Consider the following 14,364-nt stretch of genomic DNA (forward strand, 5'->3'; position numbering starts at 1 on the left):
GTCCGCTATTAACAAAATAAATATGTCGTATGAATACAGACTTAATTGGACTCATTGCAGGTGTCTTAACTTCATTTGCAATGATGCCCCAATTGATAAAGGTAATAAGAACCAGAAATGCGGATGACATTTCAATCTTAATACTTATTGTTTTACTTTCAGGTCTTTCCCTCTGGGTCTGGTATGGAATCATGAAAGAGGATTGGCAGATCATCCTATCGAATTCCTTTGCCGTTCTGGTCAATTTATCCCTCCTGGCTTACTGTATTATTTCCAGAAAGGGATTTAACAGGTGCAGATCCGAAATGTATGGCATCCTGCTATCAAATCTGGCGGCTGCGAAAATTGGGATTAAGTAAATTTTATTTGGTCAATAGTAAATATATAAAGACTTAAGTATGAAATCTTATCCGATAAATCACGTAAATTTAAGCGACGGTTCTAAATTGGATTCCAGACTGGAGCACCGGAGGACTTTTAATCTTCCGAACTGTGAGCTCAACATATTTGAAACATTTCATAAAAGTGACAATGTAATACTTTCATATAGTGGTGGATTGGTAGTTTCAAGTATGATGAGAGGAGAAAAAGTGATGTCCGAGGAATTCAAATCGTCAGGCACCTTTTGAATGGAAACTTGATTTTTCGCATCAGCATTCGAAAATAGCATGGAGCTTGTAACAAGTCTCAATAAACTTGTTAACCTTAGTATGGAGGAAGGTTTTGCAAAAGAGGCAATTGCGGACCTCTCTCTTAAAGTACTTCTATTAAGGCTTCTTCAGACCCAGAACCGTTTGTCAGTGAACAGCAATCAACCAATGTATGACAATAGAATTCAACCGGCGATCAATTACGTGCATAAGCACCTTACGGAAAAAATAACTGTTGAAAAATTGGCAAGAGAATGCTGTTTGAGCCAATCATCTTTTTATCAATATTTTAAAAATATACTGGACATAACTCCTTTGGAATTTGTTCTGCGTACGCGCATAGACCATGCAAAAAAATAATGGCTGACAGTTCCGTTACTGTGACTGAAGCCTGTTACGCATCAGGTTTAATAATGTGAATCATTTCATTAAAATTTTTAAAAGGCTTGAGGGGCTTTCTCCGGGCCAATATAGACACTGATTAACGCAAAGTGCGCGTTAAATAGGTATGTAATTGGTTAAGCTGAGAAATTTAAAAAAGGTGGGACATTTATTCGATGTCCCACCTTTACTTTTTATTTTCGCTCTACGTGAGTTTACGAACGGTTTTTTATCATGCCATGTGGATCGATAATAAACTTTTTGCTTGAACCATCCGAAAAGTCTTTATAGGCTTGTGGTGCTTCGTCAAGGCTGATAACCTGCGGGTTCATGATCGTTTTCATGGAGATACGGCCCCTTAGAATGGCCTGCATAATTTGATAATTGTAACGTCCAATTGGAGCCATTCCCGTTTGAATATGAAATGACTTAAGCCAACCTTTTCCCCAGTCGACAGTCAGTTTACCGTGCTTAGCATTCTCATCACGTCCTCCTGGGTCAGAAGGAGTATAGATACCTGGAGTCCCTATACCTCCGCTTACGCGAACAACATCGAAAAGATCATTGATAACTGCGTTGGGATTTTCTATTTTGTAGTCTTCATCACCATGTCCATGCGCCTCATAACCTACGGCATCCACACCGGCATCCACTTCTGGTACTCCGAGAATCTGTTCGATCTGTTCTGCTACACTGGCATCAAGGGTAAGATCAACAGTTTCCATTCCCGCCTGTTTGACAAGTTCCAACCGCTCCTTGTTCATATCTCCTACAATAACGCAGGAAGCTCCAAGAAGCTTTGCTGATTCTGCGGCGCAGCGTCCCACAGGTCCAGCACCAGCAATATAAACGGTTGATCCTGTTGTCACACCAGCAGCGTGACGTAAGCTTTTTTGGGTTGATTTTTTAGATATCTAAAAAAATGAGGAAGAGAAGATTTTTTCTGAACAATTAAGGGAGGATTTTGCTGAGTTTTTGCAAAATCCTCCCTTAAATATAATGGTATTATCTTAGGCTATTTGGCAGCTAAAATGTCCAATTTTTCAATAGACGGAGGTGTTGCCAATAGGTCTGGTGCATTTTCCATTAATGCTTTTGCGATCTTACCGCCAAGGTGTGCCTCTCTACCTTCTTCGTTTGAAAAAGTATCGTAAATACCGAAGGTAGAAGCATCAATACGGAATGCATACCACGTAACGGTACCGGCTTCTTCAAGAGCAAGCGGTAATGCTCCTGTAATAAAATCTTCAACGTTTTTTTCTTGGCCGGCCTTTGCTTCCAACCGAACTAACAATCCTAATTTTTTCATTTTTTTTATTTTTTAGTTAAACAATTCTTTCATCAGACCAAATTAGAAAAACCAGCGCTGCTTCGTTTATTGGTTTGGTTCAATAAGTTATGAAAAGAGGTCAATTTGAGTGGATGTGGTTGGGGCTATACCCAAATTCATTTTTAAAGGCTGCACTAAAATTTGACAAGCTGCCATAGCCAAAGTCCATAAAAATTTCGGAAGGTGTGACTTGATTATTATGTAACAATTCTTTGGCCTTGTTAAGCCGTTTTTGCCGAAACCATTTCCCTGGAGATTCCTGGTATATACTTATAAATTTTCTCTTAAAAGTAGAGGCACTCATATTGCACAGAAAGGCTATTTCGTCAATATTCAAGTTCGTATAAAGGTTCTTTTCAATTACCATTTTAAATGATAATTCTCTTTCATTGATTAGTAAATAATGTAAGTAATCTAAAAATACCGTCCCATATTTATCCGCCAGATAAAGCATTATTTCTTCAAATTTCAGTTCCAAAATCTTTTGAGAGATAGATTGTTGCAAACCGAAAATTTGTTGGAGCGAATGAATATAATGGATGATAAAATTGTCTTTCTCTAAAAGGAAATAAGGTATATCCGTTATCTTTTTATCTGAGGCATTCTGACTGAAAGAATGGGAATGTTTCAATAAAAAATCGGTGATGTTTTTGTGAGAAAAGAAGAAGAGTAAACAACGGTATGAACTTACACCTACCAGTTCGGTAACCAAAACATTATTAGATGTGATAAGTAGCGATTGTGTTTCATTGATTGAAATGATATCATTAGAAAAGTGAATGTTTTTTTGACCATCCAATAAGAAACTGAATACATTTTTATCCAGGCCAATCTTGTTTCTAGAACCGTTCTTATACACTTCGTAATTGAAAATTTGCAAATCCGAAGTATGAGTTTCGTTATGTTCCCATAGATCTTCGGGAAGGTTTGTAATGTCCATCGTCAAAATTAAATTGATTTTTTACGGAGTGTTCTTTGGTTGTGTCATTAAGAAATTCGTTCCAAAAGCGATTTTAGCCATTTGAGTTTTTCTTGCTGTAAGGAGGGTACTTGATAACGCCTTACTACCTGACGAATAGATAAGCTCAAAAAGCTGTTGCTTTTTTTCATCCATCTTTTTCGGGAATATTTCCAAAAGTTTTTCCGAAACCTTTTCTGCAAAGCTATCTAAGCTTGTAAGGTCTTCTTTAGAAATATCCCAAAGATCTGCGGGAAGCCGAATCTCATCTTTTCCAAAATCTGTCCCGTTGTATCCGAGCCGGTATTCGGCACCGAGCAGGATAAGACATACCATAAAAAGCTTTGTTTGCGTTTTGAAAATATACCGGCTTGCTTTTTTATCCAGATTAAATAATTCGGCTACCAATGGTTCCTGATCTGTACAACTAAACATAATGTCCACTCTTCCATCGGGAAAAATAATGACTCCTTTATCTTCATCGGTATGATTGGCACATAGCAGGAAACTCTCCACAAAACCGGAGAGCCGTTCGTCAGGAACAGTTTTTATGTACTCAAAATCTTGCATCGTTTTTATGTGCATTTGACCTGGGAAGAAATATTGGATATTCTTAATCAATCCGTCAGATGAATTATATATGCAAAACTAACAAAATAAAAAAACAGTCTAAAATACACCACCACACTCGGCAAATGCTGAGTGTGGTGGTGTAAGATTTTACCATTAATGAAGTCGTATGGGCTGTTACAACTTATAGATTTCTTTTAATGCTTCTTTCAATGCCAAAGGTTTTCTTCCCAAAAGGTTTTCCAGATCGTTTGTTACCTCTTCAAACTGGTGGTTTTTCTGATCTTCGGCAAAACCGGCGGTTAGTAAAATGGCAAATTCGGGAACGTTAAACTGCTTTAATTTTTCGGTAAACTCTGTTGGGTCGGCATTGGTGTAAGAAACCGATTTGCCTGATAATTCCGAAAGAGCCTGAGCTACATCGGTGTAAGAATACAACAGAACTAACACTATTAAAAAGACATTATGAAAACGCTAGTAAAAACATTCGCAGCAGCAGCCCTAATCGCAGTATCTACATTCGCTATGGCAGCTGAAGGGCCAGGAGCAAAAGCAACAAAAACAAACGTTAACCTTTCTACAGCAGATTTCGCTTTAGAGCACTATGTCGCGGTAACTACCGAAGGAGAATCTGCAGGTGTAGAACAATTGTTCTCCGAGGATTTCAACCAAAAAATCCAAGCTTCCAATGCACAGAATCACAGCCGTAACGCTATTGTTAAATCCTTGAAAAAACAAAAAGGCGAGAAGCTGAACTGTGCGGTAAGCACCGAAATCCTTGAGGAGTCGGCGGATTATATGGTAGCCAAAGTGACGTTGACGTTTGAAAACTTTACCAAAACAGACCTAGTGACTCTTGTACGTGAAGGTAATGACTGGAAAGTATCTAAATCGATCAATTCGTATAAATAAGAGCCATCTCAAATAAATATATAAATGTTGTAGAGCCATGTCGAGAGATGTGGCTTATTTTCTAGCTATTTCATAATCGATCATCTCTCATGGCTTATGCTAATAGCATCATTTGCGTAATTGGGTTTGCGTTATCCTGTAGAGGCTGACAACAATAATAGCTGCAGCGACCGTCAGCACATGATGTGTTCCCCTGATAGAATAATGTATAAATCCACCGAGCCCCTGCAACATTAACACAAATTCATTCAAAAAGATTCCAACAAGTAAGCCATAAACGCCATAGTGAATGCCTTTTTCGATTTTTAACATACAAATCTGAAAAGCATACCCAATTAAAAAGAGTGATATTACCACCAAAAGGACGAGGTGAAGATAAGCAATAACAATTGGTCGAAATCCATAAGCTTGTTGGCTCAGAGCAGGTATGACCGATATGCCTTGCAATATCAGTTTGATAAAAATGGCAAACAGGACACATAACCAAATTTTAGATGTATCGGGGCTTAAGCGGAGTGAAATATTGCTTCGGACCAGTCGGACGACTCGTTGTGCTAATGTTCCCCACAGGACAAATTGCAATCCGACTGTAATGACTATAATAATATATAGCCACAGGGGTAAACCCTTCCACCATAGAACAGATAAGAAATAGGTTGGTATAACAGTCATGACATACACGAGCGAAAAACGCGGACTTATTGGTATTTTACCAGTACGTTTATACAGCCAACTGGCAAACAGAGCAATACAGCCAAAGAAAAACCAGCCATTATACTGAAAATGAAGATAAAAATAGACTGATGCAAGCTGTTTTAATGGATCCAGTTGGTGGCTCACTTTGAGATATGCCAGAAAATAGGTCCCTAGTGAACTAAATATATTGAAAAATAGTGCCGACTTAATTAAGATCGAAATGGCCGGAGGAAGCGTCGATGATTTAAGATCCCGCACTAATTGAAAGCAGAACCAATAAGAGACAAGTATCGATAAAAAGGATAATATAATCGAACATAGGTTATAGCCAGCAGCTGAAAAGGAAATAAGCATGCCTATCGAAACCGTCCAATTAGCCCATAGGATATGCTGATATTTCCTGCACAAAATCTGATTGGTTTTTATTCCCAGAACGGTCATTATGAGAAAAATCATAAGAGCTTGGGATACCCAGGCGGAAAAAGCAAAATGCGAATGCGCATGCATGAGGTTTTTCTGGTCGATCCAAGGAATGGGAAATAAAAATTTTAAGCGCATAATCAACCCGAAAATACCTACAATAAGTAAATTGAATAGGGTGATGACGATCCATTTCCTGATACTTAAATAGCTACTGATTTTATTCATACGTTGATTTCTTTCCGATAGCTGAAACATCGTTGTTTCAAGCTTCAATCAATACCATCGGCCGGAACAAAAACTTTTCCGCGGATAATGTTCAATTTATCTTCCTTGTCCATTTGCTTCATTGTCCGGATGATTGTTTCTACTCTTAACCCGGTCATATTAGCCAATTGTTGGCGCGTAAGCATAAGTCGGTTGCATTCCTGACAAACGAGTCTCTTGCTTTCATTTAACTTTTGGATCAGATTGGAGAGGATCTCCTCCGGTGAACGATTGTAAATTAATTTGATCATAAAGAGTTTAAAGTGTAGTTCGCGCGCCATCTTTTGTGATACCAAACGATGTAGGTTGCCATATTCATGTATGATTTCGATGAATTTTTTCGAACTGATCTTCAGTAATGTACATGAACTGTCGGTAATTGCCGTCACTGTATAAACGCCATTGTCCAATATCGCTACTTCTCCAAAGCCCTCATTGGCACAGATAACATTGTGGAGGACCTCCCTACCGTCTGATAAGAAATTAGAAAGACGAACTCGCCCACTTAACAACTGATAATAAAATGTGGCCATGCTATCCTCATGAAAAAGTATTTCACCAATATCGGCATGTAGGCTGCTCGCTCCCTTTTCGAGAAGTATTGCGGTTGGAATCATCGTTCGATATAAGTTAGTTTTTACTACACAGCGTAAAGATATAGTAGTGTCACAAAATAGATCTTGATGTAGATCACGGGAATGAGTGATGAAAATCAATATGGTGTTAATGTGCTTACATATAGTGTTTTATTGTTTTTGATTGATGGTTTGTTCTCACCGGAATCATTTTATGATTTGCCTCATAAAATGGCTACACGCTTCGATAATACCTTTGGATTAAGTAAAACACAATCAAGTTTGAACACAAAACCAAAATAAGATGAGAAAGCTAATTGTATGTTGTTTGATGGGATTATTTATCTATTCCTGTTCCTCAAACAATGGCGAGAAAAAGACCCTTGCCAACAGTGTTAATGAATCTGGGGCTTCGGCAAATGACGCCAGTGGATATGATCCTCACCGCGGTGAGGGAAAATTTGACAAAGTGGAAATCGCTGACCATTTGGATGCACCAATGGCCGCAGCCGGAAAATTGATTGTTGACCTGAAATGTGCTTCCTGCCACAAGCTAACCGACGAGAAACTAGTCGGGCCAGGATGGAAAGGTGTGACACAACGGAGAAAACCACAGTGGATCATGAATTTTATCACTAATCCTGATCCGATGATCGATAAGGATCCGGAATTACAGGCGCAACTTGAACTATGCATGGTCCGGATGCCTAACCAAAATCTAACGGACGAGGAAGCCCGAAAGGTATTGGAGTTTATGCGACAAAATGATGGTGTAAAATAATAAAAGCTGAATAAGAATCAACAAAGCTGCATAGGTATTAACCTTAAAATAAGAATAGAATGACTTTAACAAAATACATATTGACGAGCCTAATGGCGAGCGCGATGTTATCGACTTTCCATGCCTGTAAACCCAAAGGAGCGGGAGCCGCCGTGAGTGGTGATGCCGCTGAGAAGGTATATGTTGCCCCAGGGAAATACGATGAATTCTACAATTTCGTATCCGGGGGATTTAGTGGGCAGCTCTCCGTTTATGGACTTCCATCCGGCAGATTATTGCGTGTAATACCCGTTTTTTCACTAGATCCCGAAAAGGGCTGGGGTTTTAGTGAAGAAACTAAACCGATGCTCGAAACGTCCCATGGCAATGTACCTTGGGATGATTTACACCACGTGCAGCTTTCGAAAACCGATGGAAACTACGACGGCCGCTGGGTATTTGTCAATGCCAACAATACCCCCCGTATTGCCCGGGTGGATCTGACAACTTTTCGTACGGCTGAAGTACTCGAACTCCCCAACAGCGGTGGAAACCACTCTTCGCCGTACATTACTGAAAATACCGAATATGTTGTTGCAGGAACGCGATTTTCGGTTCCGCTGGACGGTGAGTCGGGCGATGTACCTATCAATACCTTTAAAAAGAATTTTCGCGGAACATTGAGCTTTGTCAGCGTCAATAAGGATAATGGCAACATGGAATTGGCTTTTCAGATTGAGACACCCGGTGTAAACTATGACCTGAGCCGAGCCGGTAAAGGGACTTCTCATGGTTGGTTCTTCTTCTCCACCTACAATACCGAACAGGCAAATACATTGCTGGAGGTCAATGCATCCAAAAATGACAAAGACTTTATATTGGCCGTCAACTGGAAAAAAGCCGAAGAGTATTTGAAAGCCGGAAAAGGGAAAAAGGTTACCGGGTTGAAGTATGCCCATAACACTTACGACGAGAAATCACATACCGCAAAAACATCTTTTAATACAGAAACGATCGTATTGAAGGCAGAGGAGCTGGAGGGGCTATGCTACTATATCCCTTGCCCAAAATCTCCGCACGGTGTCGACGTTGATCCTACAGGCGAATATATTGTAGGGTCGGGTAAACTGGCTGCGGTCATACCTGTATTCTCGTTCGCTAAGATGCAGAAAGCAATCCAGGAAAAACAATTCGAAGGAAAATTCGGTGGTATCCCAATTATCAAATACGAATCTGCGCTGTACGGCGAAGTCCAAAAACCTGGCTTGGGCCCACTGCATACAGAATTTGATGGCAGAGGAAATGCAATCACGTCATTCTTTGTGTCTTCCGAATTGGTGAAATGGAATATTAAGGATTTAAAGGTGCTCGACCGTACACCAACATTTTACTCAACAGGCCATTTAATGATACCTGGTGGAGATACCAAAAATCCAGAAGGCAAATATGTCATCGCCTATAATAAGATTACGAAAGACCGCTTTCTCCCTACAGGACCGGAGTTGGCTCAGAGTGCCCAATTGTTTGATATCTCGGGAGACAAAATGCAATTGTTGTTAGACTTTCCGACCATTGGTGAACCACATTATGCGCAAGCTATCAAAGCGGAGAAAGTGAAAGACAAAAGTGTGAAGATTTTTAAAATTGAAGAAAATACCAGCCCATTTGTTGCCAAAGGAGACAAAGATGCACGCGTTGAACGTAAAGGTAACCAGGTACATGTATACCTGACATCCATCCGTTCACACTTCACTCCGGACAATATCGAGGGTGTACAACTAGGCGATGAAGTCTATTTCCATGTGACCAATATTGAGCAGGACTGGGATATGCCGCATGGCTTTGCTGTCAAAGGCGCAAAGAATGGAGAATTGCTCATTATGCCGGGAGAGACACAGACATTGAAATGGGTTCCAGATAGAGTAGGTGTATTCCCGTTCTACTGTACGGATTTTTGTAGCGCGTTACACCAAGAGATGCAGGGGTATATCCGTATCTCAAAAAAAGGAAACAATGTTCCGTTGATTTATAGTCTGGGAACCAATCAACCGCAAGAGAAGACCAATTAATATAACCTACAATGATGAAAACTACAAGTCACCTGTCAGCAGTACATCGGATTCTTTTGATCCTGAGTGGCCTGGCCCTGGTAGCGGTCATCTTCCTACCCATCTGGCGTATTGAGCTCGACGCAGCACAATACCCAGAAGGGCTAGAACTACAGATCTATAGCAACAAGTTGGCCGGACAAGTTGATATTATCAATGGACTGAACCACTATATCGGGATGAAAACGCTACATGCGGAAGATTTCATAGAATTTAAGGTCTTGCCCTATATCATCTTATTTTTTGCGCTTGCTTTTTTGCTTACCGGTTTCGTGCAGAATAGAAAACTGCTCTATGGCTTATTCTTTTGTTTTCTGCTTTTTGGAGTCGCAGCCCTGGTTGACTTTTATATCTGGGAATACAACTATGGGCATCAGCTCGATCCATCTGCACCGATAAAAGTTCCCGGAATGTCTTATCAGCCACCACTGATCGGATACAAACAGCTTTTAAATTTTGGCGCCTATTCTATACCTGATATCGGGGGATGGATCTTTATACTCTGTGGAATTATCTTGGCCTTTTGTACAGTGCGGGAGTGGCAAAATAATAAAACCCTAAAACTAAAATCATATGAGAAACTATAAATTATTTGCGTTGATCTGTAGTAGTATATTGCTGGTTCTATGTAGTTTGCAGGCCTGTCAGGGCAACAATAAACCCAAGCCTATTAAATACGGTAGCGAGCAATGTGCCCACTGTAAGATGACAATAACGGACGCGCGTTTTGGTACGCAGCTGCAGACAAAAAAGGGACGGGTCTTTAATTTTGATGACGTACAATGTATGATCGCCTTTGTCAAAGGGAACTCGGTCAAAAAAGAAGAGATTGCCGTTTATTACCTGCCGGATTATGTTAGCCATAAGCTCGTACCGGCTGAAGGTGCATATTATCTCAAAAGTGAAGCCTTGAAAAGCCCAATGCGAGGCAATGTTGCTGTATTTGAAAAACGGGTGGAACTGGATAAGGTCAAAGCAGAGATCGGTGGCACGGTGATGACCTGGAATGATCTGTGGAAATAAATGAATAACAATGAAGAATCTAGCTTTAGCGTTGTACTGTGCAATGGCTTGTCTTTGGCTCGTAAACGTGCCTGTATCGGCGACAACCATCCAGGTAGGAAAGGGGCAGTCGGTCAGAACAATAAAGGCTGGCTTAGCACAAGCGAAATCAGGTGATACCGTTTTAGTAGCGGCGGGTGTGTATAAGGAGGGGAATATTGTTATTGATAAGGCAATTTTCCTGAAAGGCCTGGGAAAACCTGTGCTGGACGGCGAGAAAAAATATGAACCGCTCTCGATCAAATCACCGCAGGTTACTGTTCAAGGCTTTTTAATACAGCATTCGGGACATTCTTCCATGAATGATATTGCCGGTATTAAAATTTACAATACAGCGCATATCAAAATTTTTGACAATGAGCTCGTGGACAATTTTTTCGGGATTTATGCGCAGAATGCTACAAACGTTGAAATACGGGGCAATATCCTCAGAGCTTTTGGTACAGCGGAGCAGCTGATTGGTAATGGTATTCATGCTTGGAAATCAGATAGTTTAAGTGTTGAAAATAATGAAGTGTCTGGACATAGGGACGGTATTTATCTTGAGTTTGTGACCCATACTCGAGTACAGGGCAATCTTTCTGAAAAAAATCTGCGCTATGGTCTCCATTTTATGTTTTCCCATGAGAACAGTTACATCTCAAACACCTTTCGCAGCAATGGTGCAGGTGTAGCTGTTATGTATACCAAGCATGTCCATATGGAAAACAATAATTTCGAAGAGAATTGGGGCGATGCCGCCTATGGATTGTTGCTCAAAGATATTTCCGATAGTCAGATCATCAACAATCAGTTTAGCCGCAATACCACGGGTATTTTTATGGAAGGATCGAATCGTATCCATATTGAACATAACAATTTTAAGAGCAACGGATGGGGGCTCAAGATTCAGTCGAGCTGTATGGACAATGTGCTTAAAGACAATAATTTTCTTCAGAATACCTTTGATGTTGCCACCAATGGTACCCTTACACTCAACAGCTTTGTGCATAACTATTGGGACAAATACGAGGGATACGATCTGGACAAAGACGGATTTGGGGATATCCCTTTTCGTCCCGTTAGCCTATTCTCGATGATGGTTGAGCGCTATCCTTCGGCGATGTTACTTTTTCGAAGTTTTATGGCCATGTTGTTCGACCGGACTGAAAAGCTATTACCAAGTCTGACACCCGAGGGGCTTAAAGACGATAAGCCTCGCATGAAATCAATAAAAGTATGATTAGTATCCAGCAGTTAACGAAAAGCTTTGGAAAATTCAATGCATTAAAGGGCATTGATCTGACCTTGAATGGCGGCGAATGCGTTGCCTTAATTGGCCCCAATGGCAGTGGTAAGACTACTTTGATCAAGTCTGTCCTAGGTATGGTCATGCCGAGTGCCGGACGGATCACTTTTGAAGGACAGGACATTGGACAGCAATGGGCTTATCGGAACCATATCGGCTATATGCCGCAGATCGGTCAATATCCTGAGAATATGTCCATCAAACAGGTCCTGGATATGATCAAAGATATCCGTAAACAGCCCCAGGCGGATTCGGATCTTTATCAGGCTTTTGGCGTGGACAAGCTGTTGGAAAAACGGATGGAAACGCTTTCCGGTGGCACAAGACAAAAAGTAAGTGCCTGTATCGCATTTATGTTTGACCCCAAAGTACTCATCCTGGATGAACCTACAGCAGGACTGGATCCTCTGTCTACCGAAATTCTCAAGGATAAAATCAAAAAAGAAATCGGACGCGGTAAACTGATCATCATCAGTTCCCATGTGCTTAGTGATCTCGATGAATTTGTATCGCAGATTGTCTTTCTGCAGGAAGGAGAGCTGAAGTTTCATAAGAGTTTGCAGCAATTAAAAGAAGATACAGGTACTGAAAAGCTATCTAAAGCAATCGCTTATTTGATGCAGAACCGCGACCTGTCTAATTAGAGAAAAGATGAATAAAATTATACGCTACGTTTTTGTGGATCTCTTGCGCAACAAGACCATTTTATGCTACACCATATTACTCTTTGTACTTTCCATGACGGTCTATAGCATGGAGGACAACTATGAAAAGGGATTACTCAGTCTACTGAATATTGTGTTGTTTGTAGTTCCGCTGATGAGTATCATTTTTTCAGGCATCTATATCTACCAGAGTTCCGAGTTTATCAATTGCCTTGTCAGTCAGCCTTTGCAACGGCAAAGCATTTGGGGCAGCCTGTATGTGGGTCTGGCAGGTGCACTTAGTTTAGCTTTTTTTATTGGCGTTGGCATACCAACTTTTATCTATGCATTTAGCTCTTCGGGAATTACTTTGGTCGGTTGCGGACTGTTACTTTCTTTGATTTTCGTTTCGATCGCGATGTGGACATCTGTATTGATCAGAGATAAGTCGAAGGGGATAGGATTGGCAATTTTGCTTTGGCTTTATTTCACGCTGCTTTTTGACGCACTGGTGCTTTTCATCCTATTTCAGTTTGCGGATTATCCCATCGAACATGGAATGGTTGCACTGTCCATGCTCAATCCCATCGATATCTGTCGCATCCTTATTTTATTACAGGTCGATCTATCCGCGATGATGGGCTATACAGGGGCGATATTTCGGGATTTCTTCGGTAATACATTCGGCATTGCGATCACCCTGTTGGTCATGTTGCTCTGGTGCCTCATTCCTCTAGGGCTATCTATTCGCTATTTTAAGAAAAAGGATTTATAATAATTTATTGACCATTTAATACTATTATCATGATTAAATCACCGTTATTGGAGGTTTTCAATATAGAACCTCGACTTAAACACCCGACCATATTTGATCACTTCGATGCCCTGGATTCGGGCGAGTCATTTATTATCAAAAACGATCATGATCCTAAACCGCTCTATTATCAGTTGCTGGGTGAACGTGGAAAGGATCTCATTTGGAATTATCTTGAATCGGGGCCCGAATACTGGCAGGTTCGCCTTGGCAAACCGCTCGAAAGCGAAACACTGGAAACCGTTGGCCATATTGCTGCCAAGGATATCCGCAAGGCCGAAGTTTTAAAACAGCTTGGGGTAGATTTTTGTTGCGGTGGTAAGCAGACGCTTAAGGAGGCCGCTCATAGTGTTGGTCTCGATGAAATTGAATTGCGCAGACGGTTAAACCAATCCGAAGAGCTTCCTATAGCCGGCCCACCGCTAAATTTTAAAGATTGGGATATCGATTTTTTAAGTGATTATATTAAGAATGTTCATCATCGGTATGTCCGGGAAAAAGGACCGATTATTCAGGAACTTGCACATAAAGTGGCCGATGTGCATGCACAGCAGCATCCCGAGCTGGTCAACTTGTCCCAAGAACTCGATGCCTTTCTTGATGACCTTTACCATCATTTGGATAAAGAGGAGAAGCAGCTCTTTCCGGCAACCAAGAATGAACAAGAATTGACCAGCAAACAGGTAGATCAGCTCATTCAATTTTTGATTTCCGAACACGAAGATTCAGGAAAGGAACTTCAGCAGTTGCGCAAAATTACCCAAAATTACACATTGCCAGCCAATGCCTGCAATTCCTACACGTCATTATTTTCACAGATCGAATCTTTCGAATCCGATCTTTTGCAGCATATCCACCTGGAGAATAATATTTTATTTCCAAAGTTGCTCGCGAGCTACGGTGTTCAAATGAATTAAAAACTAGAAAAG

The 14,364-nt window shown here is 40.7% G+C and carries 19 protein-coding genes; 12 read left to right on the forward strand and 7 right to left on the reverse strand.

Annotated elements, in window-relative coordinates:
- Nucleotides 1-29: 29 nt before the first annotated feature.
- The 3 genes from BGP15_RS01155 (at nt 30) to BGP15_RS26895 (ending at nt 1,131) form a co-directional block, all read left to right on the forward strand.
- Entirely contained in the window at nt 30-359 is a 330-nt protein-coding gene (locus tag BGP15_RS01155; protein WP_115049907.1) for a SemiSWEET transporter, read from the forward strand.
- 309 nt (nt 360-668) lie between these two features.
- Nucleotides 669-1,010: an AraC family transcriptional regulator gene (locus BGP15_RS01160; RefSeq protein ID WP_115049909.1), complete on the forward strand. Its 342-nt coding sequence runs from the start codon at nt 669-671 to the stop codon at nt 1,008-1,010.
- Nucleotides 1,011-1,050: 40 nt separating this feature from the next.
- Entirely contained in the window at nt 1,051-1,131 is an 81-nt protein-coding gene (locus BGP15_RS26895) for an AraC family transcriptional regulator (protein WP_353681972.1), read from the forward strand.
- Between the two features lie 115 nt (nt 1,132-1,246).
- Here the strand turns inward: BGP15_RS26895 and BGP15_RS01165 are convergent, their stop codons facing one another.
- The 5 genes from BGP15_RS01165 to BGP15_RS01185 all read right to left on the reverse strand — a co-directional run bounded on the left by BGP15_RS01165 (nt 1,247) and on the right by BGP15_RS01185 (nt 4,339).
- Nucleotides 1,247-1,900, reverse strand: coding sequence for a zinc-binding dehydrogenase (locus tag BGP15_RS01165; RefSeq protein WP_201303483.1), 654 nt, complete (start codon nt 1,898-1,900; stop codon nt 1,247-1,249).
- 146 nt (nt 1,901-2,046) lie between these two features.
- A complete protein-coding gene (locus BGP15_RS01170; RefSeq protein ID WP_047096321.1) occupies nt 2,047-2,340 on the reverse strand; it encodes a putative quinol monooxygenase in 294 nt (97 codons plus the stop codon).
- 100 nt (nt 2,341-2,440) lie between these two features.
- Complete coding sequence (locus BGP15_RS01175; RefSeq protein ID WP_070561051.1) at nt 2,441-3,301, reverse strand: helix-turn-helix domain-containing protein; 861 nt, start codon at nt 3,299-3,301, stop codon at nt 2,441-2,443.
- Between the two features lie 21 nt (nt 3,302-3,322).
- On the reverse strand, nt 3,323-3,889 hold the full coding sequence (locus BGP15_RS01180; RefSeq protein ID WP_115049913.1) for a hypothetical protein: 567 nt from the start codon (nt 3,887-3,889) through the stop codon (nt 3,323-3,325).
- A gap of 177 nt (nt 3,890-4,066) precedes the next feature.
- Nucleotides 4,067-4,339: a Rossmann-fold NAD(P)-binding domain-containing protein gene (locus BGP15_RS01185; protein WP_147282062.1), complete on the reverse strand. Its 273-nt coding sequence runs from the start codon at nt 4,337-4,339 to the stop codon at nt 4,067-4,069.
- A 15-nt stretch (nt 4,340-4,354) separates the two neighbouring features.
- Between BGP15_RS01185 and BGP15_RS01190 the strand changes: the two genes are divergently transcribed.
- Nucleotides 4,355-4,801 carry a nuclear transport factor 2 family protein gene (locus BGP15_RS01190; RefSeq protein WP_115049917.1) on the forward strand — a complete coding sequence of 149 codons (447 nt, stop codon included), beginning with the start codon at nt 4,355-4,357 and terminating at the stop codon, nt 4,799-4,801.
- Nucleotides 4,802-4,909: 108 nt separating this feature from the next.
- On the opposite strand, the gene BGP15_RS01195 is transcribed toward BGP15_RS01190, so the two are convergent.
- Together BGP15_RS01195 and BGP15_RS01200 are read right to left on the reverse strand one after the other, a co-directional pair.
- On the reverse strand, nt 4,910-6,145 hold the full coding sequence (locus tag BGP15_RS01195) for a hypothetical protein (RefSeq protein ID WP_147282063.1): 1,236 nt from the start codon (nt 6,143-6,145) through the stop codon (nt 4,910-4,912).
- A 44-nt stretch (nt 6,146-6,189) separates the two neighbouring features.
- Nucleotides 6,190-6,801: a Crp/Fnr family transcriptional regulator gene (locus tag BGP15_RS01200; protein ID WP_112373502.1), complete on the reverse strand. Its 612-nt coding sequence runs from the start codon at nt 6,799-6,801 to the stop codon at nt 6,190-6,192.
- Nucleotides 6,802-7,063: 262 nt separating this feature from the next.
- Between BGP15_RS01200 and BGP15_RS01205 the strand changes: the two genes are divergently transcribed.
- Genes BGP15_RS01205 through ric form a run of 8 tightly spaced genes read left to right on the forward strand, consistent with a single transcriptional unit; the run spans nt 7,064 to nt 14,352 of the window.
- Nucleotides 7,064-7,540: a c-type cytochrome gene (locus BGP15_RS01205; protein WP_115049922.1), complete on the forward strand. Its 477-nt coding sequence runs from the start codon at nt 7,064-7,066 to the stop codon at nt 7,538-7,540.
- 59 nt (nt 7,541-7,599) lie between these two features.
- Nucleotides 7,600-9,588 (forward strand): Sec-dependent nitrous-oxide reductase, encoded by a 1,989-nt coding sequence (gene nosZ, locus BGP15_RS01210; RefSeq protein WP_083295916.1) that lies wholly within the window; start codon nt 7,600-7,602, stop codon nt 9,586-9,588.
- 11 nt (nt 9,589-9,599) lie between these two features.
- Nucleotides 9,600-10,214, forward strand: coding sequence for a hypothetical protein (locus BGP15_RS01215; RefSeq protein WP_198386050.1), 615 nt, complete (start codon nt 9,600-9,602; stop codon nt 10,212-10,214).
- Nucleotides 10,201-10,650: a nitrous oxide reductase accessory protein NosL gene (locus BGP15_RS01220; protein WP_083295915.1), complete on the forward strand. Its 450-nt coding sequence runs from the start codon at nt 10,201-10,203 to the stop codon at nt 10,648-10,650. The genes BGP15_RS01215 and BGP15_RS01220 overlap by 14 nt, the downstream gene beginning before the upstream one ends.
- Nucleotides 10,651-10,660: 10 nt before the next feature.
- Nucleotides 10,661-11,911 (forward strand): nitrous oxide reductase family maturation protein NosD, encoded by a 1,251-nt coding sequence (locus BGP15_RS01225; RefSeq protein WP_201303484.1) that lies wholly within the window; start codon nt 10,661-10,663, stop codon nt 11,909-11,911.
- Nucleotides 11,908-12,621, forward strand: a complete 714-nt coding sequence (locus BGP15_RS01230) for an ABC transporter ATP-binding protein (protein ID WP_115049926.1) — start codon at nt 11,908-11,910, stop codon at nt 12,619-12,621. The genes BGP15_RS01225 and BGP15_RS01230 overlap by 4 nt, the downstream gene beginning before the upstream one ends.
- Before the next feature lie 7 nt (nt 12,622-12,628).
- A complete protein-coding gene (locus BGP15_RS01235) occupies nt 12,629-13,396 on the forward strand; it encodes an ABC transporter permease subunit (RefSeq protein ID WP_070565740.1) in 768 nt (255 codons plus the stop codon).
- Nucleotides 13,397-13,425: 29 nt separating this feature from the next.
- The gene (gene ric / locus BGP15_RS01240) at nt 13,426-14,352 is read left to right on the forward strand and encodes an iron-sulfur cluster repair di-iron protein (RefSeq protein ID WP_070565738.1); all 927 of its coding nucleotides are present in this window, start codon (nt 13,426-13,428) and stop codon (nt 14,350-14,352) included.
- The last annotated feature ends 12 nt before the right edge of the window (nt 14,353-14,364 follow it).

It is taken from the genome of Sphingobacterium sp. 40-24 (assembly GCF_001899705.1).
Taxonomy (GTDB): Bacteria; Bacteroidota; Bacteroidia; order Sphingobacteriales; family Sphingobacteriaceae; genus Sphingobacterium; species Sphingobacterium multivorum.

What these genes read in the sequence shown, in the direction of transcription:
- BGP15_RS01175 (WP_070561051.1), bottom strand. Translation starts at nt 3,301, where the DNA reads ATGGACATTACAAACCTTCCCGAAGATCTATGGGAACATAACGAAACT.
- BGP15_RS01220 (WP_083295915.1), top strand. Translation starts at nt 10,201, where the DNA reads ATGAGAAACTATAAATTATTTGCGTTGATCTGTAGTAGTATATTGCTG.
- ric (WP_070565738.1), top strand. Translation starts at nt 13,426, where the DNA reads ATGATTAAATCACCGTTATTGGAGGTTTTCAATATAGAACCTCGACTT.
- BGP15_RS01180 (WP_115049913.1), bottom strand. Translation starts at nt 3,889, where the DNA reads ATGCAAGATTTTGAGTACATAAAAACTGTTCCTGACGAACGGCTCTCC.
- BGP15_RS01190 (WP_115049917.1), top strand. Translation starts at nt 4,355, where the DNA reads ATGAAAACGCTAGTAAAAACATTCGCAGCAGCAGCCCTAATCGCAGTA.
- BGP15_RS01200 (WP_112373502.1), bottom strand. Translation starts at nt 6,801, where the DNA reads ATGATTCCAACCGCAATACTTCTCGAAAAGGGAGCGAGCAGCCTACAT.
- BGP15_RS01170 (WP_047096321.1), bottom strand. Translation starts at nt 2,340, where the DNA reads ATGAAAAAATTAGGATTGTTAGTTCGGTTGGAAGCAAAGGCCGGCCAA.
- BGP15_RS01215 (WP_198386050.1), top strand. Translation starts at nt 9,600, where the DNA reads ATGATGAAAACTACAAGTCACCTGTCAGCAGTACATCGGATTCTTTTG.
- BGP15_RS01195 (WP_147282063.1), bottom strand. Translation starts at nt 6,145, where the DNA reads ATGAATAAAATCAGTAGCTATTTAAGTATCAGGAAATGGATCGTCATC.
- BGP15_RS01160 (WP_115049909.1), top strand. Translation starts at nt 669, where the DNA reads ATGGAGCTTGTAACAAGTCTCAATAAACTTGTTAACCTTAGTATGGAG.
- BGP15_RS01205 (WP_115049922.1), top strand. Translation starts at nt 7,064, where the DNA reads ATGAGAAAGCTAATTGTATGTTGTTTGATGGGATTATTTATCTATTCC.
- nosZ (WP_083295916.1), top strand. Translation starts at nt 7,600, where the DNA reads ATGACTTTAACAAAATACATATTGACGAGCCTAATGGCGAGCGCGATG.
- BGP15_RS01235 (WP_070565740.1), top strand. Translation starts at nt 12,629, where the DNA reads ATGAATAAAATTATACGCTACGTTTTTGTGGATCTCTTGCGCAACAAG.
- BGP15_RS01230 (WP_115049926.1), top strand. Translation starts at nt 11,908, where the DNA reads ATGATTAGTATCCAGCAGTTAACGAAAAGCTTTGGAAAATTCAATGCA.
- BGP15_RS01155 (WP_115049907.1), top strand. Translation starts at nt 30, where the DNA reads ATGAATACAGACTTAATTGGACTCATTGCAGGTGTCTTAACTTCATTT.
- BGP15_RS01225 (WP_201303484.1), top strand. Translation starts at nt 10,661, where the DNA reads ATGAAGAATCTAGCTTTAGCGTTGTACTGTGCAATGGCTTGTCTTTGG.